Consider the following 24,507-nt stretch of genomic DNA (forward strand, 5'->3'; position numbering starts at 1 on the left):
CAAGCCCGGGCGTACGGCCGGGAGTTGACGTCCGCGAGCGCGCCGGGACCGGCGCGCTCGGGGACGGGTCGCGGGTACGGGGCGGCCGGTCAGACGCCGTCGGCGCACCGGCAGCGTGCCGGGGAGCCGGGGCGTGAGGCCGGTTTCGGGGCGGGTCTCGGTGCCGGTCTCGGTGCCGACGTCGGCACCGGGTTCGGCGTCGGTTCCGGTGCCACCGCCGGCCCGGCGTGCTCCCCTTCCCCGGCGAGGCGTTGGTGGTGGCGGTAGATGGCGTAGCCCAGGCCGAGCACGGCGCAGCACAGGGCGGGGATGCGCAGCGCGGTGAGGCCGTCGGTGCTCGCCTGGCAGGCGCCGACGATGCCGCCGGCCACGAAGGTCAGCAGGGACGCGGTCAGCAGCAGGCCCCGCCATGCCTGCACCCGGCGGTAGCGGCCGCTGCCGACGAGGACGCCGAGGTCGGTCAGCGTCCCGGTCATGTGGCTGGTGCGCAGCACCATGCCGCGGTAGTTGGAGAACATCCCGTTCTGCAGGCCGCAGGCGGCGGCCGCCGCCGCCACCGCCCAGATCAGGTGCTCCCTGGAGACGACCAGCGAGGCGGCCCCCAGCAGCGCGGCCTCCGCCAGCAGCGCCAGCCCGAACCGGCGGCCGGTGGCCGGAGGTTGGGAGCCGAGCAGCACACCCGCGGCCACTCCCCCGGCGAAGAAGGCGAGCAGGATCGTCACCAGGCTCCCCAGCTCACCGGACCCCTCGGCGACCACGCTCATACCGGACTGCGAGAGGGAGCCGGTGACGTGGCTCACCGGGTATATCAGCGACGTCAGAAAGACCGAGTTGACGAACCCGGCGATCGCGGCGAGTAACGCGGCGGTGATCAGGATGAACCGCTTCCGTCGAGCGTCCTCGGCATCCTCGGTTCTGGGCATCTGCGCACTTCTCCCTGTCTGCCGGTGAAGAGCCGGTACCCGCGCGCGGAAACGCCCCTGCCCCCGAGTGGCAAGCGGGTGGACACCGGCCCACGATTCATTTTTCTCCTCACAGGAATTCCCCTGCCAGAACATCCCGGAATTCCGGCCGCGCACCGCAATACCTCTTCCTCGGCACCGGTATTGCATGGTCACGGCCGACCCGAATCGATTCTCGCAGCGCTTGTGCTCCCCCGCCTCCCACGCCGCGGACAGGGGTGACCGACTGCCCCGGGGCGACGGCATTCCCAAGGGAATTGATAGCAATTGCCCGGCGCGACACGCCCGCCCGTGAACCGTGGTTCACCCCGGCGGGCGGCATTCCCTTCCCAAACGCACAAGCGCTCCCCGCCACCCCCAAGGGTGCTCCCGGTGCACGGTGCGGCGCATTCCGTTTCGCCGTACCGGCCGAAGATCCGGACGTTCTCCGGGCGTTGACAGCGCCCCCGCACCCCCGCATGCTGAGCGGACGCTTAGCGGATCGGCGCGGCGCACTCACACAGGAGGTTGCAGCGATGGCGGAGCCCCGGGTGTTCACCTCGGCGGACGAACTGGCGGCGGCGGTCGGCGAGGAGCTGGGCCCCAGCGACTGGCTGGAGGTCGACCAGAAGCGGATCGACCGGTTCGCCGACGCGACGGGCGACCACCAGTGGATCCACGTCGACCCCGAGCGCGCCGCCACGGGCCCGTTCGGCTCGACGATCGCGCACGGCTATCTGACACTCTCCCTGCTGCCCTCGCTGGTGCCGCAGGTGATGCGCGTCGAGGGCATCCGGATGGGCGTCAACTACGGCGTGAACAAGGTGCGTTTCCCCGCTCCCGTCCCCGTCGGCTCCCGGCTGCGCGCCCGCGCGCAGCTGCTGGAGGTCGCGGAGGCGGGCGGCGGTGTGCAGGTCGCGGCGAAGGTGACGATCGAGCGCGAGGGCGGCGACAAGCCCGTCTGCGTCGCCGAGTCCCTCAGCCGCTACTTCTGGTAGGACCCGGGTTCCGTCCGGGCCCCGGAGCCGACCATCCGCAGGACGAGGTCGGCGTACAGTTCGCCGATCTCGTCCGGGGTGCGGGCGCCGGAGGGGCTGAACCAGCGGGCCACGTCGATGCACAGGGACATCACGGCCAGCGCGGTGCCCCGGATGTCCCGGACGGCGAACTCGCCCGAGGCGGCGCCGTCCTCCAGCACCCCGCGCAGCAACTCCTCGCTCCGGCGCCGGAGTTGGACGATCTCGGTGTAGTGCTCCTCGCCGAGCGCGGCCAGTTCGTACTGCACGACCCGGGCCGTGGTGTGGTGCTCCGCGTGCCAGCGGACGAAGGAGTGGACGGCGCGGGCCAGCCGGGACGGGGCGTCGGCCGGGGCGTCCGTGCCCTCGACGGCCTCGGTGAGCAGCCGCACCGAACGCTCGTGGCCGACGCGGCTGATCTGGTAGAGCAGTTCTTCCTTGGTCTTGTAGTGGATGTACAGCGCCGCGGGGCTCATGCCCGCGCGGCCCGCGATGTCCCGCGTGGTCGTCGCGTGGAAGCCCCGCTCGGCGAAGGCCTCGACGGCGCCGAGCAGCAGCCGCCTGGCGGCGTCGGGCGTCACGCCCTCGAAGGACTCGTCGGCAGGTCCCGTCTCCGCCTCGCCCGAGGTGGCCCGGGGCTCCGTCTCCGATGCCATGGTCTCGCTCGCCCTTCCTTCGACAGGGCGCACACGATACCCCGAGCCCTGAGCACCTGCTTAGCCCCCGCGCCAGGCCGGGGGCGCACGGGGCGCGCTCTACGATGAACCGCATGGCCCGCCCCCGCAAGCCGCTGCTCAGCCGCGCCCGGATCGTCGAGTGCGCCCTCGCGCTCGTCGACGCCGAGGGTCTGCCCGCGGTGTCCACCCGGCGGCTCGCGGCCGAACTCGGGGTGAGCGGCCCGTCGCTCTACAACCACTTCCGCACCAAGGACGAGATCCTGGACGCGGTGGCCGACACCGTCTGCGCCCAGGTCGACGTGTCGATGTTCGAGGACGGGACGGAGTGGCGCGCGGCGCTGCTCGGGTGGGCCCGCTCGTACCGCGCGGCGCTCAGCGCGCACCCGAACATCGTGCCGTACCTGGCGCAGGGCCCGGGCCGGCGGCCGAGTCAGCTGGCGATGGCGGATGCGGTGTTCGGCGGGATGGTCCGCGCGGGCTGGCCGAAGCCGCACGCCACCCATATCGGCGCGCTCATGCGGTACTTCGTCGCGGGCTCGGCGCTCGGCTCGTTCGCCCGCGGCTTCGTCGACGACGCGGCGCTGTACGGGCAGGAGTACCCGCACCTCGGCGAGGCGCACCTGCTGGCCGGGCACCAACGGGACGTCGACGAGGGCGCGTTCGAGACCGGCCTGCGCGCCCTCGTCGACGGTCTGGCGCTGCGCGGCCCCGCCCACCGGGCCTGACGGCGCCGCCCGCCGTCAGAAGACGACGAGGGCGCGGCCGCCGCGGCCGGCGAGCATCGCGTCGAAGGCGGCCGGGATGTCCTCCAGGCCGATCCGTTCGGTGACCATCGAGGCCAGGTCGAGCCGGCCCTCGCGCACGTGCCGGGCGAGGACGGGTACGTCCCGCGCGGGGTCGGAGTTGCCGTACACACAGCCGCTGAGGGTCCGCGCGAAGTGGAAGATCTCCAGCGCGGAGAGGGTGACCTGCTGCTCCTTGCCGCCGATGCCGACGACGGTGGTCCGCCCGCCCCGCCGCGTCGCCCCCCAGGCCGCACGGATCGTCTCCGCGCGGCCGACGCACTCGACGGCCACGTCCGCGCCGAATCCGCCGGTGCGTTCGCGGATCTCCTTCGCGGTGGTGTCCGAGGCGAGGAGGTAGTCGGTGGCCCCGGCCGAGCGGGCCAGCTCCTCCTTCTCGGGGGACACGTCGACGGCGATCACCGGGTCCGCGCCCGCGAGCCGCGCGGATTGGAGCGTCGCCAGTCCGACGCCGCCCACGCCGAACACCACGACGGACTCCCCGACCCGCACCTGCGCGCTGTGGTTGACCGCCCCGTAGCCGGTCAGCGCCGCGCAGCCGAGCAGGGCCGCCTCGGTCAGCGGGACGCCGTCCGGCAGCGGCAGCACGGCGCGCGCCGGCACCACGGTCTCCTCGGCGAACGCGGCGGTGCTCAGGCCCGGGTAGAGGTCCTCGCCGTCCTTGGAGCGGGCGTAGGGGACGGTGGTGCCCGCGTTGGCGTTCACGCACAGCCACGGCTCGGCCAGCTGCACGCAGAAGTGGCAGGCGCCGCACGAGGGCGCCCAGTTGAGCACCACGCGGTCGCCCGGCGCGAGGGAGGTGACGCCCTCGCCCGCGGCGACGACCGTGCCCGCGCCCTCGTGGCCGAGGACCGCGGGGACCGGCTGCCGGAGCGTTCCGTTGGACAGGGACAGGTCGGAGTGGCACACCCCGGCCGCGGCGAGGCGGACCCGCACCTGCCCGGGCCCGGGCTCGGGCAGGTCGATCTCGGTGAGCTCCAACGGGGCTCCGACGGCGGGCAGTACGGCGGCACGGACCATGAGGGTGCTCCTGGGACTCTCGGCGGTGCGGGGACTGTCGGGACGGGTGGAGTGGAGGGGGAGTCGGTGGGCGGGCGCCGGCTCCGGTGGAGCGGCGGCCGTGGGAGAGACGTTCGCGCCGTGGCGGCCGGCCCGGCAACAGGCGCATGCCCAGGCGCAGGGCGCACGGCGAGGCACGGCGCACGCCCGGTCTCGCGCGGGTGGTGCGGGCCCGGGTCCGCTCCCGGCCAGGGAGCGCCGGGGGCGCACGGTGCGGGCCGCGCCCGGCGCCGTGCGGCCGCCCGCCGCGCGCCCATGGTCAGAGCTGGAGCGACTTCGTCTGCAGGTACTCGCCCAGCCCGTGCGGGCCCAGCTCCCTGCCGACCCCGGACTGCTTGTAACCGCCGAACGGCGCCTGCGGGTTGAAGCGTCCGCCGTTGATGTCGACCTGTCCGGTCTCCATCCGGCGGGCGAAGGCGACGGCCTCCTCCTCGTCCTCGGACCAGACGGCGCCGGCGAGTCCGTAGACGGTTCCGTTGGCGATGCGGAGCGCGTCCTCGGTGTCCTCGTAGCGCAGGACCGACAGCACCGGGCCGAAGATCTCCTCCTGCGCGATGGTCATCTCCGGGGTGACGTCGGCGAAGACGGTCGGCGCGACGTAGGCGCCCCGCTCGAACCCCTCGGGCACCTCCGGGCCCCCGGCCACCAGCCGGGCGCCCTCCTTCACCCCCTGCTCGATGTACCCGGCGACGCGCTCGCGCTGCCTGGCGTTGACGACGGGGCCGAGCCGGGTGCCCTCGGCCTCCGGGTCGCCGGGGGCGTACTTCGCGGCGGCAGCGGCGGCCAGCTCGACGGCCTCCTCGTAGCGCGCCGCGTCGACCAGCATCCGGGTCCAGGCGCTGCACGTCTGGCCGGAGTTGGCCATCACGTTGGCGACGCCGACCTTGACGGCCCTGGCCAGGTCGGCCCCCGGCAGGATGACGTTGGCCGACTTGCCGCCCAGCTCCAGCGCGACGTTCTTCACCGCGCCGCCCGCCGCCGCACCGATCCGGCGGCCGACCGCGGTGGACCCGGTGAAGGACACCAGGTCGACGTCCTCGTGCTCGGCGAGCGCCTGGCCCGCGACCGGCCCGAGCCCGGTCACGAGGTTGAACACGCCCGCGGGGAAGCCCGCTTCGGCCACGGCCTCGGCGAACAGCTGCGCCACCAGCGGGGTGTCCTCGGCGGGCTTGAGGACCATCGTGCAGCCGGCGGCGAGCGCGGGCGCGGCCTTGGCGACGATCTGGTGCAGCGGGTAGTTCCACGGGGTGATCGCGCCGACGACGCCGACGGGTTCGTGCAGGACGCGGGAGTTGCCGATCCGCTCCTCGAAGGTGTGCTCGGCGGCGATCCGCGCGTAGCTGCCGCTCACCGCGACCGGGACGGCGGCGTGCACGGCCTGCGAGAAGGCGAGCGGTGAGCCGAGTTCGCGGGTGACGATCTCCGCGATCTCCTCGCGGCGCGCGGTGAGGACGTCGTGCAACGCGCCCAGCAGCGCGGCGCGTTCGGCGGGCGGGGTGCCGGACCAGCCGGGGAGGGCGGCACGGGCGGCGGCGACGGCCGCGTCCACGTCCTCGGGTCCGCCCGCCGGGACGGTGGCGAGGACGGTGCCGTTGGCGGGGTTGGTGACCTGGAGGGTGCCGTCGGCAGCGGCGGGGCGCCACGTGCCGTCGATGAACAAAGCGTCGTGTGCCTGCATCACCCCAAACTAGCGCCGCTAGTTTGGGGTGTCAGTACCGGCCCACGTGCGCTGGGTCACTCCCCGCCGGGGCCGCAGGGTGCCGACTCCGGGGCCGCGGCGGGCTGTTGGGGAGGCCGCCCGCCCGCGGCCGGTTCCGGTACCTCGTCCGGCGGGGCCTCGCGCATGCGCAGGGCCGTGCCCGAGGCGCCCAGCAGCAGGACGCCGAGCAGGACGAACGGGGCCGCGGTACCGGCGGCTCCGGCGACGAGGCCCGCGCCCGCCGGGGCCGCGACCTGGCCGAGCCGGTTGCCCGTCAGCCGCAGCGCCAGCGCCGTCGAGCGGGCCCCGGCGGGCGCGGCGCGGACGACGGTGGTCATGGTCAGCGGCTGCCCGACGCCGAGCGTGAAGCCCAGCAGCACCATCGAGACGGCCAGCGCCCACACCGGCACCGGGACGGCCAGCAGCACACAGAGCACCGCGGCCAGCAGGCAACTGCCGACCAGCAGCCCCCGGCGGCCCAGCCGAGCCGACATCGGCGGCAGCACCAGCCGGGAGGCGACGGAGGCACCGGCCCGCAGGCTCAGCAGCAGCCCGACGGTGGCCGGGGCGATGCCCCGGTCCTCGCCGACGACGGGCAGATAGGCGGTGAGCACGTCCGTCGCGGAGAGCACGGCCAGACTGGTGAAGATCCCGGCGGGCACCCCGCGCGAGCGCAGGATCCGCAGCAGCGGCACCGAACCGTCCGCCGCCGGACGGGAGTCGGCGTCGGCACCCTTCCGCTTCGCCCCGCTCTCGACGCGCCAGAGGGTGGCGTACGCGCAGACCGCCAGCAGGCCCGAGGCGGACAGGGCGAGGGCCGTGGAACTCTGTCCCGGCCCCGGCCCGCCGCCGGCGCCGCCGTCGACGAGGAAGCCCGCGAGCAGCGGGCCGATGAGCTGGCCGACGGAGGCGCCGATGGTGAACAGGCCGAAGTTGCGGTCGTGTTCGCCGGGCCCGCTGCGCCGGGCGACGAGGGACTGCGCGCCGATGACGAAGCTGAGGTGCCCGAGCCCCGTCAGCGCGCTCCACAGGCCGAGCTCCCACAGCGTCCCCGCCGTTCCGGAGAGCAGGCAGCCGGTGGTGATGACGGCGACGCCGGCGGCGAGCAGCGGACCGCAGCGCCCCCGGTCGGTGCGCCGCCCGAGCGGGACGGCGACGAGCAGGGGCAGCAGCGCGTAGAGCGCGGCGACGACACCGACGGCGCGGGCGTCGGCGCCGAGCGCGAGCGCGTGGTACGAGACCGCGGGCCGGGACATGCTCACCGCGCCCTGCGCGAAGGAGAAGGTGACGACGAGGCGCAGCAGCCAGCCCTGCCCTCCGGCCGGCCGCCGCGCCCCGCCGCCGCCCCGTCCACGGCGGAACGGTGTGCCCACTTACACGATCCCGATCAGCAGGCCGGCGCCGAGGATGACGAGCGAGGTGAGCGTCGCCCACTTGACCGTGAACTTCGTGTGGTCGCCGAACTCGACGCCCGCCATGCCGATCAGCACGTAGACGGCGGGCACCAGCGGGCTGGACATGTGCAGCGGCTGGCCGATGAGCGCGGCGCGGGCGATCTCCACGGGGGCGACGCCGTGCGCGGCGCCGGCCTCGGCGAGGATCGGCACGATGCCGAAGTAGAAGCCGTCGTTGGACATGAAGTACGTGAACGGGATGCTCAGCACGCCGGTGACGATGGTCATGTACGGGCCGAGCCCGTCCGGGAGGGCGCCGACCAGCGAGCGGGCCATCTCGTCGACCATGCCGGTGCCGGTGAGGACGCCGGTGAAGACGGCGGCGGCGAAGACCATGCCGGCGACGTTGAGGACGTTGTCCGCGTGCGCCGCGATCCGCTCCTTCTGCTCCTTCATGTGCGGGAAGTTGACCGTCAGCGCGATGGCGGCGCCGAGCAGGAAGAGCACCGGGATCGGCAGCACCTGCATGATCAGCAGCGCGAGCAGGGTCAGCGTCAGCGTGGCGTTGAACCAGTACAGCTTGGGACGCAGCGTCGCGCGGTTCGGGTCCAGCCCGACGGCGGTGCCCTCGCCCGAGCCGGCACCGTCGGAGGCGGAGTCGGAACCCGCGCCGGAAGCCGCGGAGGAACCCGCGGACCCCGAACCCGCGCCGTCCGTCGTCCCCTTGCCCAGGGCGACCGTGCCGGCGGAACCGGTCGTCGCGCCCGCACCCGCGAGGACCTTCTCGCGCTCCTCGGTGTCCTGCTCCTCGGCGTCCTTCGCGTGGCCCGCCTCATCCAGCGACAGCACGCCGAGGCGTTTCCGCTCGCGCAGGCCCAGGACCCAGGCCAGCAGCAGCACGAACAGCAGACCGGCGATGAGGGCCGGGATCATCGGGACGAAGATGTCGCCCGCGTCGAGCTTCAGCGCGGTGGCGGCACGCGCGGTCGGGCCGCCCCAGGGGACGGTGTTCATGACGCCGTTGGCGGTCGCGGCGACACCGGTCATGACCAGCACGCTCATCTTGAGACGCTGGTAGAGCGGGAGCATCGCCGAGACGGTGATCATGAACGTCGTGGAGCCGTCGCCGTCCAGCGAGACGATCGCCGCGAGCACGGCCGTACCGACGACGACGCGCATCGGGTCGGCCTTGCAGAAGCGCAGGATCGCCCGGACGATCGGGTCGAAGAGGCCGACGTCGATCATCACTCCGAAGAAGACGATCGCGAACATCAGCATCGCGGCGGTGGGGGCCAGCTCGCCGATGCCCTCCAGGACGTAGTCGCCGAGCTTCGCTCCCTGCCCCACGATCACGCAGAAGACAGCCGGGATCAGGACCAGTGCCGCCATCGGCGACATCTTCTTCGTCATGATCAGAGCGAGGAATGTCGCAATCATGACGAAGCCGAGAATTGTCAGCATGGGTTACCTATCGTTCGCCCTTGAACTCCGCCTCGGCTTAGGGCGGCTGGATGAACGTAGGTGCGGCCATTCCGGCTCCACAAGATGTCCAGCCGTGAACAATAAGAGCAAAACCCCAGTTCAGAGCCGTGCGAGCGGACCGACCCCGCGTACGGACACCCCCGCGGCACCCGCTCCCCCACCCCGGCACACCCCCGCGGCCCGCCCCGCGTCCGGCCGTCCGTACCGGCGTGCCCGCGCCATTGACGCCGCCCCGCCGCATTCCTATGGTCAAGCAAAGGAATCGTTGACCGGCGGGAGCATCCCATGAGCAGCGGCACGGGCACGGACGGCACGATCGATCAGGCACGCAAGGCGGCGGAGGGCCTCGCCCACCTGTCCGGCTTCGGCAACGAGCACAGCAGCGAGGCCGTACCCGGCGCGCTGCCCCTCGCACGCAACTCCCCGCAGCGGGCGCCCCTGGGGCTCTACGCGGAGCAGCTCAGCGGCAGCGCGTTCACCGAGCCGCGCGCACACAACCGGCGCTCGTGGCTGTACCGCGTCCGCCCCTCGGCCGCGCACCCCGCGTTCACCCGCACCGACAACGGCGGCCTGCGCGGCGCCCCCTTCACCGACACCGAGCCCGACCCCAACCGGCTGCGCTGGGGCCCGCTGCCCGAGCCCCCGGCGGGCACCGACTTCCTCGCGGGCCTGTGGACCCTGGGCGGCAACGGCGACGCGGCCACCCGCTCCGGCATGGCCGTCCACCTGTACGCCGCCAACTACCCCATGCTGGAGCGGGTGTTCGGGAACGCGGACGGCGAGCTGCTGATCGTGCCCGAACAGGGCGGGCTGCTGCTGCGCACCGAGTTCGGGCTGCTGCGCGCCGAGCCGGGGCACGTGGCGCTGATCCCGCGCGGGGTGCGCTTCCGCGTCGAGCCGCTGGAGCCGACGGTGCGCGGCTACGTCTGCGAGAACTACGGACAGCCCTTCGTCCTGCCCGAGCTGGGCCCGATCGGCGCCAACGGGCTGGCCAACCCCCGGGACTTCCTCGCCCCGGTCGCCGCGCCCGAGGACGAGGCGCGGCTGGACGCGCCGGTCCAGGTGGTCAACAAGTTCTGCGGCAACCTCTGGGCCGCCGACTACGACCACTCGCCGCTGGACGTCGTCGCCTGGCACGGCAACCACGTGCCGTACGTCTACGACCTGCGCCGCTTCAACGTGATGGGCACCATCAGCTACGACCACCCGGACCCGTCGATCTTCACCGTGCTCACCTCGCCCTCCGACACCCCGGGCCTGGCGGGCGTCGACTTCGTGGTGTTCGCGCCCCGCTGGCTCGTCGGCGAGGACACCTTCAGGCCGCCGTACTTCCACCGGAACGTGATGAGCGAGTACATGGGCCTGATCGAGGGCGCGTACGACGCGAAGGCCGCCGGTGAGGGCGGGTTCGTGCCGGGCGGCGGCTCGCTGCACAACATGATGTCCGCGCACGGCCCCGACCGGACCACCTTCGACGCGGCCAGCGCGGCCGAACTCGCCCCGCACAAGCTGGACGACGGGCTGGCCTTCATGTTCGAGACCCGCTGGCCGGTGCTGCTCACCCCGGCCGCCAGGGACGCGGGCCACCTCCAGAGCGGCTACGACCGCGTGTGGGAGGGCCTGGAACGCCACTACCGCGGCTGATCCCGACTCCCCCTGGCGGCAGGCCTCCTGAGCCCCGCCGTCGTCCCCGAGCACTACCGCCGCCGGAGGACAGCCCGTACGATCCGGCTGCCCGTACCCGGAGCGCCCCGGAGGCACCGTGACCGTCTTCGCTCCCGACTCGCTCGACCTGAACCGCAAGCTGCCGCTGTGGTACCAGGTCTCGCAGTCGCTGCGCGCCTCCATACTGGGCCGCCCGCCCGAGGCGCCGCACCGGCTGCCCACCGAGGAGAAGCTGGCGGAGCACTACGGCGTCAGCGTGCTCACCATGCGGCAGGCGCTCAAGGAGCTGGAGACCGAGGGGCTCATCACCCGGCACCGCCGCCGCGGCACCTTCATCGAACCCGGTGCCCGGCGGGCCCGCCCGGTGCGGGTGATGGGCTCCGTCGACGCGATCGTCGCCCAGCAGTCCGGCGACCTGGCCACGCTGCTGGAGCACGGCGAGGCCCCCGTACCGGCCGAACTCGCCGAGCACTTCCCCGCGTTGGAGCGCGCCGCGTACTTCCGCAGGCTCCGGTACGACGGTGCCAGCGGCGAACCCACCAACTGGGCCGAGAACTTCGTGCACCCCGACGTCGCGGCCCGCTTCGACCCGGGCGAGCTGGAGCGCGGCTCCTCGATGACGAAGGTGCTGCGGGACACCGCGGGCGCACGCATCAGCCGGATCACGGACACCGTCGAGGCCCGGCTGGCCGACCCGGAGACGGCCCGGCTGCTCGACGTCCCGCTGCTGAGCCCGATCATGCACTACACGGGCGTGACCTACGACGAGTCGGCCCGCGTCGTCGACTTCGTCCGCATCCACTACCGGGGCGACCGCTTCTCCTTCTCCGTCACCGTCGACGCCCCCTGACACCGGCGCGCGGGCCCTCGTAGCATCGAGCGGTGAGCGAAGACGGCCCCGTTGACAGCCCGCACGGCGACCACAGCGACCAGCGGCGCGGCCCGCACGACCCGGTGCGCGGCGACCCCCTGGCGGACGCGCCGCTGCTCGGCGACGTCATGCCCTGGTCCGTCGCGCCGCCGCGGCCGGGCCGCGCGTGGGTGCGGGCCGCCGACGCCGGCACCCTGCGCAAGCGCTGGTCCGCGCTCACCCGCACCGAGGACGAGGCCGCGCGCGAGCGGCTGTTCGGGCCCAGCCGGGCCCGTACGACGCGCAGCGCCGTCGCACCGCTGCCGGGGCGGCGGGCCCCCGGCGGGCGGCTGGCGGAGGAGCGCGGCGGCTGCCCGGAGCCGGTGCGGGCGCTGTACGGCGCGTACGACCGGCAGTGGCTGATCCCGGACAGCCGGGTGCTCGACGGTCCCCGCACGGAGCTGTGGCGGATCGCGGACGAGCGGCAGATCCACCTCGTCGAGCATCCGGAGGGGACGCGTCCGGGCGGTCCCGCCGTGGTCCTCACCCCCGATCTGCCGCTCGCGCCGGCGCGTACCGGCGCTACGCGGCGGGGGCGTGCGGGCGGCGGGCAGCCGCGGGTCCGCCCGCTGTACCGGCGGCCGGGCGGCACGGAGCCGAACCTTGCCCCCGGGCTCCTCGGCCACCTCGCGGAACGGCTCGGACTGCCCGTGTCCGCCGAGGACTTCCTCGCCTGGACGGCGGCGGTGTGCGCCGTCCCGGATTCCGGGCACCCCCGGGTGCCGCTGACCGCGGACCCGGAGCTGTGGGCCGCGGGCGTCGCGCTCGGGCACCGTACGGTCTGGCTGCACACCCGGGGCGCCCGGCACGGGGCGGCGGCGGGCGGCGCGGAACGGCCGCGGCTGCCCGGCGGTGAACGCCCGTACGTGCGCGCCCCGTTGCCCGCGCCCGGCGCCCCGGTGGGCTACGAGGCGCAGGAGCGGGCGCTGCTGGTCGGCGAGGGGCGCGTCTCGCCCGTGGCGCCGGAGGCCTGGGAGTTCGCGGCGGGCGACGGGCGGGTGCTGGAGGCGTGGTGCGCGGAGCGGGCCACGCCCTCGGCGGCGGGCGGCACGCTGGAGGCGGTGCATCCGGCGGACTGGCCGCAGGAGTGGACGTCCGAACTGCTGGAGCTGATCACGGTGCTGACGCTGCTGGCCCGGCTGGAGCCCGAACGGCGGGAGCTGGCACGGCGCCTGGCCGGCGCCCCGGTGGTCACGGCCGCCGAACTGGACGCGGCGGGCGTGCTGCCCGTACCGGCCGAGGCCCGCCGCCCGGCCTCGGTGCTCGACCCGGACGAGGAAGGACCCGCCGGCCAACTTGCCCTGCTGTAGGGCGGGCCGGGCCGGAAACGCAGCGGCGGGGCGGAGCCCCTTGAGGTCTCCGCCCCGCCGAACAGGGAGGGTCTGCGGAAGAGGTCAGCGGCGCTCGCCGAACAGCGTGCGACGCAGCTTCCTCAGCGGCGCGAACAACGAGACCCGCGCGCTGCGATGCTTCGAGTGGTTCCGCATGACATCACGGCGTGTGATCTCACGCAGAAGCGTCGTCGCCTCATCCGTCTCGCCCTGTGGTACAGCCGGTCCAGCGAGCACAGCGAGGTGCCGGTCGAGACGCGAACTCGTCGCGCCCGTCCCGCACTTGATCGCGGGCACTCGCGCCCTGCTGCTCACCGTTATCTGCTCCATGACTCTCCCCACCCATACGAGGGCACCCGGCCCGGGCAGGGTAACTGTAACGCCCGACTCGGACATGCGTGTATCCCGGTCATCCGATTCACCTGCCCCACAAGCCCGTTGACGAACACCGTACGGGCGGGGCCCGGGAGCCGACAGGGGCACAAAGGGGGCGCAATGAGCGCGCCGGAGGCGTCCCGCGGGCGCCCGTGAGGTGCCGCACATCACGTCCGGGCCCCGCGCGCGGCTCCCGCGCCACTCACTCAGCGTGACGAAGAATGCGCACGAACGACTGACCCCGAAGGGACGGCCGAAACCTGCGTGCACGGCGGGCCGTCATGCCGGATCATGTGCGCCATGTCTGCCAACCGCAGCCGTCCCACGCCCTCCCCCACCGACAGGAGCGCCGCGCTGACTTCGCCGACCCCGCCCGAGGACGCCCTGCCCGCCCGCCTCACCTTCGACGACGCCGACTCCCCCGCCGACGTCGTCGACGCGCTGTTCCTGGGCCGCTTCACCAACGGCGAGCAGCCGTACGCCCGCAGCCACTCCGTCGACCGCGTGAAGAAGGGCAGTTCGCTGCTCCCGGACGGGGCCACGGTGCTGCGCGAGGCGCGGAGCGACGGCCGCAGCAACACCCTCGCGGAGGGAGAGGGCTGGACGGCCCTGATCTCCCGCTGGACGCACGGCGCCGACGTCACCGTGACGGCCGTCAGCGACGAACTGGCCGAGCGGCGGCTGCGGGAGGCGGTCGACGGCGCGGAGGACGAGCCGGAACCGCAGTCGGACAGCGTGTCCATGGGCTTCTGGTACCACTCCCCGATGCGCGGCCCGCGCCGCACCACCCGCACCATCACGGCGGAGAGCTGGCAGGACGTACGCGCCAACTACACGGCGGGCGTGGCCGGTTCGCTGGACGAGCTGATGAAGGTCACCCCGGACGACATCTCCGGGCGGCTGCTGCTCCTGCACGGCCCGCCGGGCACCGGCAAGACCTCGGCCCTGCGCACGCTGGCCCGCTCCTGGCGGGACTGGTGCCAGGTGGACTGCGTGCTGGACCCGGAGCACCTGTTCAACAACATCGGCTATCTGATGGACATCGCCATCGGCGCCGACGACATGGAGACCGAACAGCAGCGCTGGCGGCTGCTGTTGCTGGAGGACTGCGACGAGCTGATCCGCGGCGAGGCCAAGCACGCCGCCGGGCAGGCGCTCTCGCGGCTGCTCAACCTCACCGACGGGCTGCTCGGCCAGGGCCGGAACGTCCTGGTCGGGGTCACCACCAACGAGGACCTGGAGCGCCTGCACCCGGCCGTGGTCCGTCCCGGGCGCTGTCTGGCCCGGATCGAGGTGGGCGCGCTCAGCCGCGAGGAGGCGGTGGGCTGGCTCGGCACGGACGAGGGCGTCGGCCGCGAAGGGGCCACGCTGGCCGAGCTGTTCGCCCTGCGCAAGGGCGCCTCCCCGGCGTCCCTGCCCGCCCAGCACGAACGGGAGGGCGCGGGGCTCTACCTCTGAGGGCGCCGCCGCCGAGTGCCCCTGCTCCGGGGGCGCTCAGCCCTGTGGGGCGGCCCCGTCAGGTTCCTGTCCGGCGCCGGGTTCCGCCTCCTCCTCGAAGTCGCTGCCGACGGTGAGGGTGACCAGGCCCGGGGTGGCCTCGGGGGAGGTCTCCGGGTCGATGCCGCCCTGCTTGAGCCCGTCCAGCCGTCCGGCCAGGACCTCGGCCTCCTCGGCGAGGTCCTCGGGGGCGGTGACCGTCGTGGTGTCCGTGGGCCGGGGCGAGTTGCCCGTTCCGGTGACGGTGAAGCCGAGGGAGCGGAGGCGCTGGGCCGCCTTCGCGGCCTGGCCGGGGGTGGCGGTGCCGTTGAGGACCTGGACGCGGACGGAGTGCGCGGTCACGACGCGCGCGGAGTCCTCCTCCAGCTTCTTCTTGTCCACCTCGCGGTCGTGCCGGAGCCGCTTGAAGAGGTCCGCGGCCTGCGGGTACTGCCAGACGACGTTGGCCTTGTCGGCCGGGACGTCCTCCTGGCGCGGGTAGTTGGGCACGGTGAGGAAGGTGAGCCGGTCGCCGGGGACGTCCCTCAGCTCGGAGGCCAGGTCGTACAGCGGCTTCAGGCCGGCCAGGGCGCTGTCGGTGGTGAGCGACTTGGTGGTCGAGTCGAGGAAGCCGTAGAGCGCGTCGGGGCTGGTCAGCTTGTGCTGCGCCTTGTCGGCGAGCGCCTGCATGAACTCCTGCTGGCGGCCGATGCGTCCGAGGTCGGAGCCGTCGCCGACGGCGTACCGGGTGCGGACGTAGCCCAGCGCCTGCTCGTCCTTGACGGTCTGGCAGCCGGCCTCCATGTCGAGCTGCGCCTTCTTGTCGTGGATGGCCTCCTCGGGGCAGACCTCGATCCCGCCGAGCGCGTTGACCATGCCCTTGAAGCCCTGGAAGTCGACGGAGGCGAAGTGGTCGATGCGCAGGCCGGTGTTCTGCTCGACGGTCTTGATCGTGCAGGCGGCGGCGCTGCCGATGTCGCCGGTGCTGCCGCCGGTCGCGAAGGCGCTGTTGATCTTGAAGGTGGTGGGCGCCGAGGTCGTGCCGTCGCCCCGGTCGCAGGCGGGCACGGGGACGTAGGAGTCGCGGGGGAAGGAGACGACCGTGGCCCATTTCCGGTCCGCGGCGAGGTGCACCACCATCAGCGTGTCCGACTGCATGGTGTCCAGGCCCTTGCCGTACTTGCTGCCCGTGCCGTCCCGGCTGTCGGAGCCGACGACGAGGATGTTCTTCGAGCCGGGGGACAGGTTGTCCGGCCGGTCCCCGCCGAGCCGCTGGTCGAGGTCGGTGGAGCCGATGTTGCCGCTCAGGTGCTGGTAGACGTACGTGCCGAGACCTGCGACGCCCAGGACGAGTACGGACAGGACGCCGCAGCACCATATGAGGATGCGGCCGCGCCGGGTGAACCGCGTCCGCCGGCCCGCCGCCCGGCGCCCCTTCCTTCCGTCCGTCCCACGCCCCGGTTTCCCGTCCGTTCCGCGCCGTCGCTGCCTGCGGTGCCCCGCGCTCCTGCCGGAGCCGCGCTCGTCAACCACACTCGTGCCCTTCCGCGTTCCTGGGTGTGGGCTTCACGGCGGGTCACTCTACACACGTGTAGAAACGTCGCCCGGCGGGTCCCACGGCGGAAGGGGGCCGCTACGTCTCCGCGCCCGCCTCGCGCATCCGCCCGTACGCGTACACGCAGCCCGCGAGCGCGAGCATGGCGAGCAGCATGAAGCCGATCGCGTACGAGTCCTTCGCGCTGTAGATGGCGCCCATCACGATCGGCGGGAGGAAGCCGCCCAGGCCGCCGACGGCGCCGACGATGCCGGTGACGCTGCCCACCTGCCGCTGCGGCGTCACCTGCGAGACCAGCGCGAACACGCTCCCGCTGGTGGTGCCCAGACCCGCGGCCATCACCAGCAGCGCGAGGGTGCCGACCGGCTGGAGCGGCGGGTCGAAGGCCTGCACGATCGCGAACAGGGCCACGATGCCCAGCGCCCAGGCCGTCACCACCGCCGGGTGCACCCGGTCCGCCAGCCACCCGCCGACCGGCCGGAAGACGACGGTGACCAGCGCGAACCCGGCCGCCTTGGTGCCCGCGTCGGTCGGCGTGACGTCGTACCAGGTCTTCAGGTACGTCGGCAGGTAGACGCCGAAGGCGACGACCCCGCCGAAGCCGATCGCGTACAGCGCCGACAGCTCCCAGGTGACGCGCAGTTCCCCGGCCTCCGCGAGCCGCCGGCCCAGCGGGGTGGTGGGCACCGTGCGCTCCGGACGGTCGGCCAGCAGCAGGTACGCGGCGACCGCGTACACCGCGAGCGCCAGCGCGACGAGGAGGAACGGCAGCTTGTCGCCGTGCTCGTAGACGCGCGGGGTGACGTACCCGGAGAGCGCGACGCCGCCCATGCCCATGCCGAACACGCCCAGCGCGAAACCCCGGCGCTCCGGCGGGAACCAGGAGTTCACCAGCGGGATGCCGATCGCGAAGGTGGTGCCGCCGAGCCCGAGGAAGAAGCCCACCACGAGCAGCGCGGCGAAGTTGTCCTGCACCACGGTCAGCAGCAGCACCGGCACGATGGTCAGCGCCGTCACCAGCGGGAACATCAGCCGGGCCCCGTACCGGTCGGTGAGCGCCCCGGCCGGGACCCGGCCCAGCGAGCCGACGAGCACCGGCACGGCGACCATCAGGGACTGCGCGAAGGAGCCGGCGCCGGTGCGCGCCGCCAGCGGGACGGCCAGCGGGGCGATCAGGTTCCAGGCCCAGAAGGTGAGCGCGAAACCGACGGTGGCGGTGGCCAGATTGCGGTAGGCGGTGGCCTCGGGCACCGCCCCCGGGGACGGGGAACTCCCGGGCGCGGGAGGGGTGGTGACCTCGCGTGCGCTCACTCGACTCGCTCCCATCCCCGGCGCTCACGGCGCGCGGACAGCTGCCCCTCGTCGCGGCTCCGGTAGACGATGTACGGGCGGAACAGGTACTGCACGGGGGCGCTGAACATGTGCACGAGCCGGGTGAACGGGATCAGCGCGAACAGCGCCAGCCCCACCAGGACATGGATCTGGTACAGCACCGGCACGCCCTCCATCAGGGCCGTGTCGGGCCGCAGGGTGAAGAGGCTGCGCGCCCAGGGCGCGATGGTGTCGCGGTAGTGGTAGCCGGTGCCCGAGGTGTGCGCGAGCTTGGCCCACATGCCCATCACCAGCGCGCCGACCAGCACCAGGTACATCAGCTTGTCGTTGCCCGTGGTGGCGCGGAAGACCGGCCCGGTGGTCCGGCGGCGGTAGACCAGCAGCCCGATCCCCGCGACGGTCAGCACCCCGGCCGCCGTTCCGCCGTACAGCGAGAACAGGTGGTACGTGTGCTCGCCGACACCGGCCGCCTCGGACCACGATTCGGGGATGAACAGCCCCACCAGGTGCCCGACGAGGACGAAGAGGATGCCGTAGTGGAAGGCGGGCGAGGCGACGCGCAGCAGCCGGGACTCGTACAGCTGCGAAGAGCGCGTCGTCCAGCCGAACTTGTCGTAGCGGTAGCGCCAGCAGGTGCCCGCGACGAGCAGCACCGCGGCGGCGTAGGGCAGCACGGCCCACAACAGGGTGCTCATCACGGGTCTCCGTTCAGGACGGGCAGGAGGCGGGAAGCGGCGGGGCCGTACGGCTCCAGGCCGACGTCCTCGCGGGGCGGGCCGCCGCGCGCCAGGGCCTGCGCGGCGGCGCGGTCCTTGGGCGAGGCGCCGGGCAGCGTGGCGCAGACCGCCTCCAGCAGCAGCGCGTACGGCGTGCCGCAGTCGGTGAGGGAGAGCCGCAGCAGCTCCAGCGCGGGGCGGTGCGGGACGAGGAGTTCCAGGCCGCGGGTGTGCGCGGAGAACTCCAGGACGGCGGGCAGGAAGTCCGGCAGCTCCTCGCCGTCGGTGTACTCCAGCCCCGCACGCCGGTACGTCTCCTTGAACCGGACCAGGGACATGCCGCGGCGGCGGGTGTCGCCGTCGGTCCACCAGGTGAGGTAGAGGCAGCGGCGGTTCTTGAAGTCGAAGACGTCGACGTAGTGCCGGGCGAGCTCCTCCGGCGCGGTGGCCTCGGCGTGGTCGAGGAAGGCCGCGAGGCGGCGGAAGGGCCTGCCCCGGCGCGCGGCCACCGCGGCCCGGATCAGGGGCAGTTCGGCCCGGAGCCCCGGGTCGGGGTAGACCAGCAGGCGGGCCGCGGCCTGGTGCGCGACGGCCCGCGCCTCGGCGTTCCTCACGGGCGCTCCTCCTCGCGGGCGGGGGGTTCGGGGGCGGGCGCTTCGGGTTCACTCGCGGGGTCGTCCCGGGGCGGGAAGAGGCCGTCCGGGGTGCCGTTGCCGTCCCAGTTGAGGAGGTTGACGCGGACGGCGCGGGAGGCGACGCCGGCGTCGGCGGGGGTGTCGGCGCGCTGCCGGTCGCGCAGCGCGTGGAAGTTCTCGACGGCGACGGGCGGCACCCCGCCGGAGCCCTCCCCCAGCGTCCCGCCCATGCCGGGGCCGCCGTCGAAGTCGAGGCTGCACTCGTCGGGCAGGGCCGACTCCTCCAGCCGGTTGGCGTCGCCGACGGCCGCGGTGGGGATGACGTACCGCTCCTCGTACTTGGCGATCGCCAGCAGCCGGTACATCTCCTCCAGTTCGGCCGGGGTCGTGCCCACGGCGGCGGCCTCCTCCTCCGAAGGTCCGGTGTCCTCCCCGAGGTTGACGCGGCGCAGGTGCGCGCGCATCGCGGCCAGCTTCGTCAGACAGGAGCGCACCGGACCGGTGTCCCCCGCGGTGAGGAGCTCCGCGAGGTACTCCAGGGGGATGCGCAGGGTGTCGATGGCGCCGAAGAGATTGCCCGCGTCCTCCCCGTCGAAGCCGGTCCCGGCGAGCGCGTCGACGACCGGCGAGAGCGGCGGGACGTACCAGACCATCGGCATGGTGCGGTACTCCGGATGCAGCGGCAGGGCGACGCGGTACCGGCTGATCAGCGCGTGCACCGGCGAGTTGCGGGCCGCCTCGATCCAGTCGTGGCCGATGCCGGCGCGTTCGGCCTCGCGCCGCACCCGCGGGTCCTCCGGGTCGAGGAAGACGCCGAGCTGCGCCTCGTACAGCTTCGTCTCGTCAGGCTCGGCCGCGGCCTCCAGTACCTTGTCCGCGTCGTAGAGCATCACGCCGAGGTAGCGGAGCCTGCCGACGCAGGTCTCCGAGCAGACCGTCGGCAGCCCCACCTCGATCCGCGGGTAGCACAGCGTGCACTTCTCCGCCTTGCCGGTCTTGTGGTTGAAGTAGACCTTCTTGTACGGGCATCCGGACACGCACATCCGCCAGCCGCGGCACCGGTCCTGGTCGACGAGCACGATGCCGTCCTCGGTGCGCTTGTACATCGCCCCCGACGGGCAGGAGGCGACGCACGACGGGTTGAGGCAGTGCTCGCAGATCCGCGGCAGGTAGAACATGAAGGTCTGCTCGAAGGCGTACCTGACCTTCTCCTCCGCGTCCGCCGCCTGCCGCCGCACCTTCTCCGCCACCGGGTCGGCGTCCGGACGCTCGCTCACCCCGCCCAGGTTGTCGTCCCAGTTGGCGCTCCACTCGATCTTCATGGGCTTGCCGGTGAGCAGCGAGCGCGGTTCGGCGACGGGGATGTCCTCGCCCAGCGGCGCGTCGGTGAGGTTGCGGTAGTCGTACGTCCAGGGCTCGTAGTAGTCCTTGATGTCCGGCAGCCGCGGGTTGGAGAAGATCGTGGCGAGCTTCCGGAACCGGCCGCCGGCCTTGAGCTTCAGCCGCCCCCGCCGGTTCAGCTCCCAGCCGCCGCGCCAGGTCTCCTGGTCCTCGTAGCGGCGCGGATAGCCCTGGCCGGGGCGGGTCTCGACGTTGTTGAACCAGACGTACTCGACGCCGCCCCGGTTCGTCCACGCCTGCTTGCAGGTGACCGAACAGGTGTGGCAGCCGATGCACTTGTCGAGGTTCATCACCATCGCGATCTGTGCCATGACCCGCATGTCAGTAGGTCACCTCCTGCGCGCGGCGCCGGATGACGGTCACCTCGTCGCGCTGGTTGCCGGTCGGGCCGAGGTAGTTGAAGGCCCAGGAGAACTGGGCGTAGCCGCCGATGAGATGGCTGGGCTTGAGGATCAGCCGGGTGAGCGAGTTGTGGATGCCCCCGCGCCGCCCCGTGGCCTGGGTCTTGGGGACGTTCACGGTGCGGTCCTGCGCGTGGTGCATGTAGACGGTGCCGCGCGGCATGCGGTGCGAGACGACGGCGCGGGCCGCGACGACGCCGTTCCGGTTGACCGCCTCGATCCAGTCGTTGTCGCGTACGCCGACGGCCTCCGCGTCCTGCGGCGACATCCACACGGTCTGGCCGCCGCGCGAGAGGGAGAGCATGAACAGGTTGTCCTGGTACTCGGAGTGGATGGACCACTTGTTGTGCGGGGTGAGGTAGCGGACGGTCACCTGCCGCTCCCCGTCGGGCCCCAACTCCGGCTCCCCGAACAGCCTGTTCATGTCCAGCGGCGGCCGGTAGACGGGCAGCCCCTCGCCGAGTTCGTGCATCCAGTCGTGGTCGACGAAGAAGTGCTGCCGCCCGGTGAGGGTGTGCCAGGGCTTGAGGTGCTCGGTGTTGAGGGTGAACGCGGTGTACCGGCGTCCCCCGGACTCGCTGCCCGACCACTCCGGCGAGGTGATCACGGGGACGGGTGCCGCCTGGGTGTCGGCGTAGCTGATCCGCTTGCCCTCGTGCTCGGCGGCGAGGTGAGCCATCGCCGTGCCGACGCGGCCCTCCAGGGTGTGGAAACCCTGGGTGGCCAGGCGGCCGTTGGTGGTGCCGGAGAGCGCGAGGATCGCGTTCGCCGCCTTCACGGCGGTGTCCAGCAGTGGCCGCCCGTCGGCCGGGCCGCCCGAGCGGGTGCCGTTGCGCAGCCGCAGCTGCCCGACCTCCTCGTCGGGCCGGAGCGCGATCCCCTTGGCGGGCAGGCCGAGTTGCTCGACGAGGGGGCCCAGCGTGGCCATCTTCTCGGCGACCGCCGGGTAGTCCCGCTCGACGACCGTCAGCGCGGGCATCGTCCGGCCCGGCACCGGCGCGCACTCCCCGGCCCGCCAGTCCAGCGCGACGCCGCCGGGCTGCGCCGTCTCGCCGGGGGTGTCGTGCTGGAGCGGGGTGGCGACGAGGTCGCGGCGGACGCCCAGATGCTCGCGGGCGAGGGCGCTGAAGCGGCGGGCGACGGCGTGGAAGGCGTCGAAGTCGCTGCGGGCCTGCCAGGGCGGGTCGACGGCCGGGGTGAAGGAGTGCACGTAGGGGTGCATGTCCGTGCTGGAGAGGTCGTGCTTCTCGTACCAGGTGGCCGCCGGCAGCACGACGTCCGACATCAGGGTGGACGAGGTCATCCGGAAGTCCAGCGAGAGCAGCAGGTCCAACTTGCCCTCGGGGGCCCGCTCGTGCCACCTCACGTCCCGGGGGCGGACGTCCTCGGGGGCCTCCTCCGCGCTGACGGAGGAGTCGGTGCCGAGCAGGTGCCGCTGGAAGTACTCGGCGCCCTTCGCGGAGGAGCCCAGCAGGTTGGCCCGCCAGAGCGTCAGCACCCGCGGCCAGTTGGCGGGCGCGTCCGGGTCCTCGCCGGCGAACCCGAGCCGCCCGGCGGTGAGTTCGCCGACGACGTGCCGGGCCGGGTCGTCCGGCTCGGCCGTCTCCGCCTCTTCGGCCAGGTCCAGCGGGTTGCGGTCGAACGTCGGGTACGAGGGCATCCAGCCCGCGCGGGTGGCGGCGGCCAGGCAGTCGGCGCCGGTCATGCCGGTGAAGGCGCCCTTGCCGAGCGGGGAGGCCAGGACGTCGGCCCGGAAGTGGTCGTAGCGCCACTGGTCGGTGTGGAGGAACCAGTAGGCGGTGCCGATCATCTGGCGCGGCGGCCGCGACCAGTCGTTCGCCGAGGCCAGGCAGGCCCAGCCGGTCGAGGGACGGCACTTCTCCTGGCCGACGTAGTGCGCCCAGCCGCCGCCGTTGCGGCCCTGGCAGCCGGTGAGCTGGAGCAGCGCGAGGAAGGCGCGGTAGATCGTCTCGGAGTGGAACCAGTGGTTGGTCCCGGCGCCCATCAGGATCATGCACCGGCCGTGTGACGCCTCGGCGGTCCGCCCGAACTCGCGGGCGATGCGCACCGCGCGGTCGGCGGGCACCGAGGTGTGCGTCTCCTGCCAGGCCGGGGTGCCGGGCGTGGCCGCGTCGTCGTAGCCCTCGGGCCAGTCGCCGGGGAGCCCCTCGCGGCCGACGCCGTACTGGGCGAGCAGCAGGTCGAAGACGGTGGTGACGAGCCGGCCGCCCAGCCGCGTCGCGGGCACGCCACGGCGGACGGTGTCGCCCCGGCCCTGCCCGTGCGCGCCGCCGTCGGTGTCGAAGCGGGGCAGCAGCACCTCGGCGCCGGTGGCGGACTCCCGGCCGTACAGCGACAGTTCGGGGGTGACCTCGCCGAGGCCGAGGTTCCAGCGTCCCTTGCCGCTCTCGGTCCAGCGGAAGCCGAGCGAACCGTTCGGGACGACGGGGGCGCCCGTGTCCCGGTCCAGCACGACGGTCTTCCACTCGGCGCCCTCGCCGCCGTCCCCCAGATCGGAGGCGCGGAGGAATTTGCCGGGTACGTGGGAGCCGTCCCGTTCCTCCAGGGTGACGAGGAACGGCAGGTCGGTGAAGCGGCGCACGTAGTCGTCGAAGAACGGGGTGGTGCGCTCGGTGAAGAACTCCCGGAGCAGCACATGCCCCATGGCGATCGCCAGCGCCCCGTCCGTCCCCGGGTGCGGGTGCAGCCACTCGTCGGCGAACTTGGCGTTGTCCGCGTAGTCCGGCGCGACCACCACGACCTTCTGGCCCCGGTAGCGCGCCTCGGCCATCCAGTGCGCGTCCGGGGTCCGGGTGACGGGCACGTTGGAGCCCCACATCAGCAGGTAGGCCGCGTCCCACCAGTCGCCGGACTCGGGGACGTCGGTCTGGTCGCCGAAAACCTGCGGCGAGGCGACAGGCAGGTCCGCGTACCAGTCGTAGAACGAGAGCATGGGCGCCCCGATCAGCGACATGAAGCGGGCGCCGACCGCGTGCGACACCATCGACATGGCCGGGATCGGCGAGAAGCCGGCCACCCGGTCCGGGCCGTGCGTGGCGATGGTGTGCACATGGGCCGCCGCCACCATTTCCACGGCCTCGTCCCAACTCGCCCGCTCCAGGCCGCCCTTGCCGCGGGCCCGCTGGTAGCGGCGCCGCCGTTCGGGGTCGGCCTGGAGGTCGGCCCAGGCCAGCACCGGGTCACCGGTGCGCCGCTTCGCCTCCCGGTACATCTCCAGCAGCACGCCCCGCACGTACGGGTAGCGCACCCGCGTCGGCGAGTAGGTGTACCAGGAGAAGGCGGCGCCGCGCGGGCAGCCGCGGGGCTCGTACTCGGGGCGGTCGGGGCCGACGGAGGGGTAGTCGGTCTCCTGCGTCTCCCAGGTGATGATCCCGTCCTTGACGTACACCTTCCAGCGGCAGGAGCCGGTGCAGTTCACGCCGTGCGTGGAGCGGACGACCTTGTCGTGGCTCCAGCGGTCGCGGTAGAAGACGTCGCCCTCGCGGCCGCCCTTGTGCGTGACGGTGCGCAGGTCCGGCGAGGCCACGCCGCGGGTGAAGAACCGGCCGGTGCGCAGCAGCAGTTCGGACGCGGCGCCGTCGAGGCCCGCTCTCGCCGCTGGGGTGCTGCCTGGCACGG

Annotated in this window: 19 protein-coding genes; 6 read left to right on the plus strand and 13 right to left on the minus strand. The window is 73.4% G+C overall.

Annotated elements, in window-relative coordinates; genetic code table 11:
* Positions 1 to 89 precede the first annotated feature (89 nt).
* Positions 90 to 923 carry a YoaK family protein gene (locus tag HCC30_RS17395; protein ID WP_169443483.1) on the minus strand — a complete coding sequence of 278 codons (834 nt, stop codon included), beginning with the start codon at positions 921 to 923 and terminating at the stop codon, positions 90 to 92.
* Positions 924 to 1,477: 554 nt separating this feature from the next.
* On the opposite strand from HCC30_RS17395, the gene HCC30_RS17400 reads away from it, so the two are divergent.
* Positions 1,478 to 1,939 carry a MaoC family dehydratase gene (locus HCC30_RS17400; protein WP_169443484.1) on the plus strand — a complete coding sequence of 154 codons (462 nt, stop codon included), beginning with the start codon at positions 1,478 to 1,480 and terminating at the stop codon, positions 1,937 to 1,939.
* Here the strand turns inward: HCC30_RS17400 and HCC30_RS17405 are convergent.
* On the minus strand, positions 1,927 to 2,613 hold the full coding sequence (locus HCC30_RS17405; protein WP_169443485.1) for a TetR/AcrR family transcriptional regulator: 687 nt from the start codon (positions 2,611 to 2,613) through the stop codon (positions 1,927 to 1,929). The two genes, HCC30_RS17400 and HCC30_RS17405, sit on opposite strands and share 13 nt — an antisense overlap.
* A 113-nt stretch (positions 2,614 to 2,726) precedes the next feature.
* Between HCC30_RS17405 and HCC30_RS17410 the strand changes: the two genes are divergently transcribed.
* Positions 2,727 to 3,359, plus strand: a complete 633-nt coding sequence (locus tag HCC30_RS17410; RefSeq protein ID WP_169443486.1) for a TetR/AcrR family transcriptional regulator C-terminal domain-containing protein — start codon at positions 2,727 to 2,729, stop codon at positions 3,357 to 3,359.
* A gap of 15 nt (positions 3,360 to 3,374) precedes the next feature.
* On the opposite strand, the gene HCC30_RS17415 is transcribed toward HCC30_RS17410, so the two are convergent.
* From HCC30_RS17415 to HCC30_RS17430, 4 genes are all read right to left on the minus strand, one after another.
* Positions 3,375 to 4,457 (minus strand): Zn-dependent alcohol dehydrogenase, encoded by a 1,083-nt coding sequence (locus tag HCC30_RS17415; protein WP_169443487.1) that lies wholly within the window; start codon positions 4,455 to 4,457, stop codon positions 3,375 to 3,377.
* A 298-nt stretch (positions 4,458 to 4,755) separates the two neighbouring features.
* A complete protein-coding gene (locus HCC30_RS17420) occupies positions 4,756 to 6,174 on the minus strand; it encodes an aldehyde dehydrogenase family protein (protein ID WP_169443488.1) in 1,419 nt (472 codons plus the stop codon).
* Between the two features lie 56 nt (positions 6,175 to 6,230).
* Positions 6,231 to 7,568, minus strand: a complete 1,338-nt coding sequence (locus HCC30_RS17425; RefSeq protein WP_346776669.1) for an MFS transporter — start codon at positions 7,566 to 7,568, stop codon at positions 6,231 to 6,233.
* Positions 7,569 to 9,050 carry a CitMHS family transporter gene (locus tag HCC30_RS17430; RefSeq protein WP_169443489.1) on the minus strand — a complete coding sequence of 494 codons (1,482 nt, stop codon included), beginning with the start codon at positions 9,048 to 9,050 and terminating at the stop codon, positions 7,569 to 7,571.
* Positions 9,051 to 9,356: 306 nt separating this feature from the next.
* On the opposite strand from HCC30_RS17430, the gene hmgA reads away from it, so the two are divergent.
* The 3 genes from hmgA (at position 9,357) to HCC30_RS17445 (ending at position 12,956) form a co-directional block, all read left to right on the plus strand.
* Complete coding sequence (gene hmgA, locus HCC30_RS17435; RefSeq protein WP_169443490.1) at positions 9,357 to 10,715, plus strand: homogentisate 1,2-dioxygenase; 1,359 nt, start codon at positions 9,357 to 9,359, stop codon at positions 10,713 to 10,715.
* A gap of 118 nt (positions 10,716 to 10,833) precedes the next feature.
* Entirely contained in the window at positions 10,834 to 11,586 is a 753-nt protein-coding gene (locus tag HCC30_RS17440) for a GntR family transcriptional regulator (RefSeq protein ID WP_169443491.1), read from the plus strand.
* Between the two features lie 149 nt (positions 11,587 to 11,735).
* Positions 11,736 to 12,956, plus strand: coding sequence for a type ISP restriction/modification enzyme (locus HCC30_RS17445; protein ID WP_169443568.1), 1,221 nt, complete (start codon positions 11,736 to 11,738; stop codon positions 12,954 to 12,956).
* A gap of 84 nt (positions 12,957 to 13,040) precedes the next feature.
* Here the strand turns inward: HCC30_RS17445 and HCC30_RS17450 are convergent, their stop codons facing one another.
* On the minus strand, positions 13,041 to 13,307 hold the full coding sequence (locus HCC30_RS17450) for a hypothetical protein (RefSeq protein WP_169443492.1): 267 nt from the start codon (positions 13,305 to 13,307) through the stop codon (positions 13,041 to 13,043).
* A 336-nt stretch (positions 13,308 to 13,643) separates the two neighbouring features.
* On the opposite strand from HCC30_RS17450, the gene HCC30_RS17455 reads away from it, so the two are divergent.
* Positions 13,644 to 14,810: a DUF5925 domain-containing protein gene (locus HCC30_RS17455; protein WP_240979663.1), complete on the plus strand. Its 1,167-nt coding sequence runs from the start codon at positions 13,644 to 13,646 to the stop codon at positions 14,808 to 14,810.
* Positions 14,811 to 14,846: 36 nt separating this feature from the next.
* On the opposite strand, the gene HCC30_RS17460 is transcribed toward HCC30_RS17455, so the two are convergent.
* The 6 genes from HCC30_RS17460 to HCC30_RS17485 form a co-directional block, all read right to left on the minus strand.
* Positions 14,847 to 16,214 (minus strand): LCP family protein, encoded by a 1,368-nt coding sequence (locus tag HCC30_RS17460; protein WP_346776673.1) that lies wholly within the window; start codon positions 16,212 to 16,214, stop codon positions 14,847 to 14,849.
* A 247-nt stretch (positions 16,215 to 16,461) separates the two neighbouring features.
* Positions 16,462 to 17,634 (minus strand): MFS transporter, encoded by a 1,173-nt coding sequence (locus tag HCC30_RS17465; protein WP_346776674.1) that lies wholly within the window; start codon positions 17,632 to 17,634, stop codon positions 16,462 to 16,464.
* Positions 17,635 to 17,690: 56 nt separating this feature from the next.
* Positions 17,691 to 18,410, minus strand: a complete 720-nt coding sequence (gene narI / locus HCC30_RS17470) for a respiratory nitrate reductase subunit gamma (RefSeq protein ID WP_169443496.1) — start codon at positions 18,408 to 18,410, stop codon at positions 17,691 to 17,693.
* Positions 18,410 to 19,045 (minus strand): nitrate reductase molybdenum cofactor assembly chaperone, encoded by a 636-nt coding sequence (gene narJ, locus HCC30_RS17475; protein ID WP_169443497.1) that lies wholly within the window; start codon positions 19,043 to 19,045, stop codon positions 18,410 to 18,412. Before narJ ends, narI begins: the two co-directional genes overlap by 1 nt.
* Positions 19,042 to 20,787 (minus strand): nitrate reductase subunit beta, encoded by a 1,746-nt coding sequence (narH, locus tag HCC30_RS17480; RefSeq protein ID WP_169443498.1) that lies wholly within the window; start codon positions 20,785 to 20,787, stop codon positions 19,042 to 19,044. Before narH ends, narJ begins: the two co-directional genes overlap by 4 nt.
* A gap of 1 nt (position 20,788) precedes the next feature.
* The gene (locus HCC30_RS17485; RefSeq protein ID WP_169443499.1) at positions 20,789 to 24,505 is read right to left on the minus strand and encodes a nitrate reductase subunit alpha; all 3,717 of its coding nucleotides are present in this window, start codon (positions 24,503 to 24,505) and stop codon (positions 20,789 to 20,791) included.
* Positions 24,506 to 24,507: the final 2 nt, after the last annotated feature.

It is taken from the genome of Streptomyces sp. HNM0574 (assembly GCF_012726235.1).
Lineage (GTDB): Bacteria > Actinomycetota > Actinomycetes > Streptomycetales > Streptomycetaceae > Streptomyces.

What these genes read in the sequence shown, in the direction of transcription:
- HCC30_RS17415 (WP_169443487.1), bottom strand. Translation starts at nt 4,457, where the DNA reads ATGGTCCGTGCCGCCGTACTGCCCGCCGTCGGAGCCCCGTTGGAGCTC.
- HCC30_RS17445 (WP_169443568.1), top strand. Translation starts at nt 11,736, where the DNA reads ATGCCCTGGTCCGTCGCGCCGCCGCGGCCGGGCCGCGCGTGGGTGCGG.
- HCC30_RS17450 (WP_169443492.1), bottom strand. Translation starts at nt 13,307, where the DNA reads ATGGAGCAGATAACGGTGAGCAGCAGGGCGCGAGTGCCCGCGATCAAG.
- HCC30_RS17420 (WP_169443488.1), bottom strand. Translation starts at nt 6,174, where the DNA reads ATGCAGGCACACGACGCTTTGTTCATCGACGGCACGTGGCGCCCCGCC.
- HCC30_RS17410 (WP_169443486.1), top strand. Translation starts at nt 2,727, where the DNA reads ATGGCCCGCCCCCGCAAGCCGCTGCTCAGCCGCGCCCGGATCGTCGAG.
- HCC30_RS17455 (WP_240979663.1), top strand. Translation starts at nt 13,644, where the DNA reads ATGTGCGCCATGTCTGCCAACCGCAGCCGTCCCACGCCCTCCCCCACC.
- narI (WP_169443496.1), bottom strand. Translation starts at nt 18,410, where the DNA reads ATGAGCACCCTGTTGTGGGCCGTGCTGCCCTACGCCGCCGCGGTGCTG.
- HCC30_RS17430 (WP_169443489.1), bottom strand. Translation starts at nt 9,050, where the DNA reads ATGCTGACAATTCTCGGCTTCGTCATGATTGCGACATTCCTCGCTCTG.
- HCC30_RS17400 (WP_169443484.1), top strand. Translation starts at nt 1,478, where the DNA reads ATGGCGGAGCCCCGGGTGTTCACCTCGGCGGACGAACTGGCGGCGGCG.
- narH (WP_169443498.1), bottom strand. Translation starts at nt 20,787, where the DNA reads ATGCGGGTCATGGCACAGATCGCGATGGTGATGAACCTCGACAAGTGC.
- HCC30_RS17405 (WP_169443485.1), bottom strand. Translation starts at nt 2,613, where the DNA reads ATGGCATCGGAGACGGAGCCCCGGGCCACCTCGGGCGAGGCGGAGACG.
- HCC30_RS17395 (WP_169443483.1), bottom strand. Translation starts at nt 923, where the DNA reads ATGCCCAGAACCGAGGATGCCGAGGACGCTCGACGGAAGCGGTTCATC.
- hmgA (WP_169443490.1), top strand. Translation starts at nt 9,357, where the DNA reads ATGAGCAGCGGCACGGGCACGGACGGCACGATCGATCAGGCACGCAAG.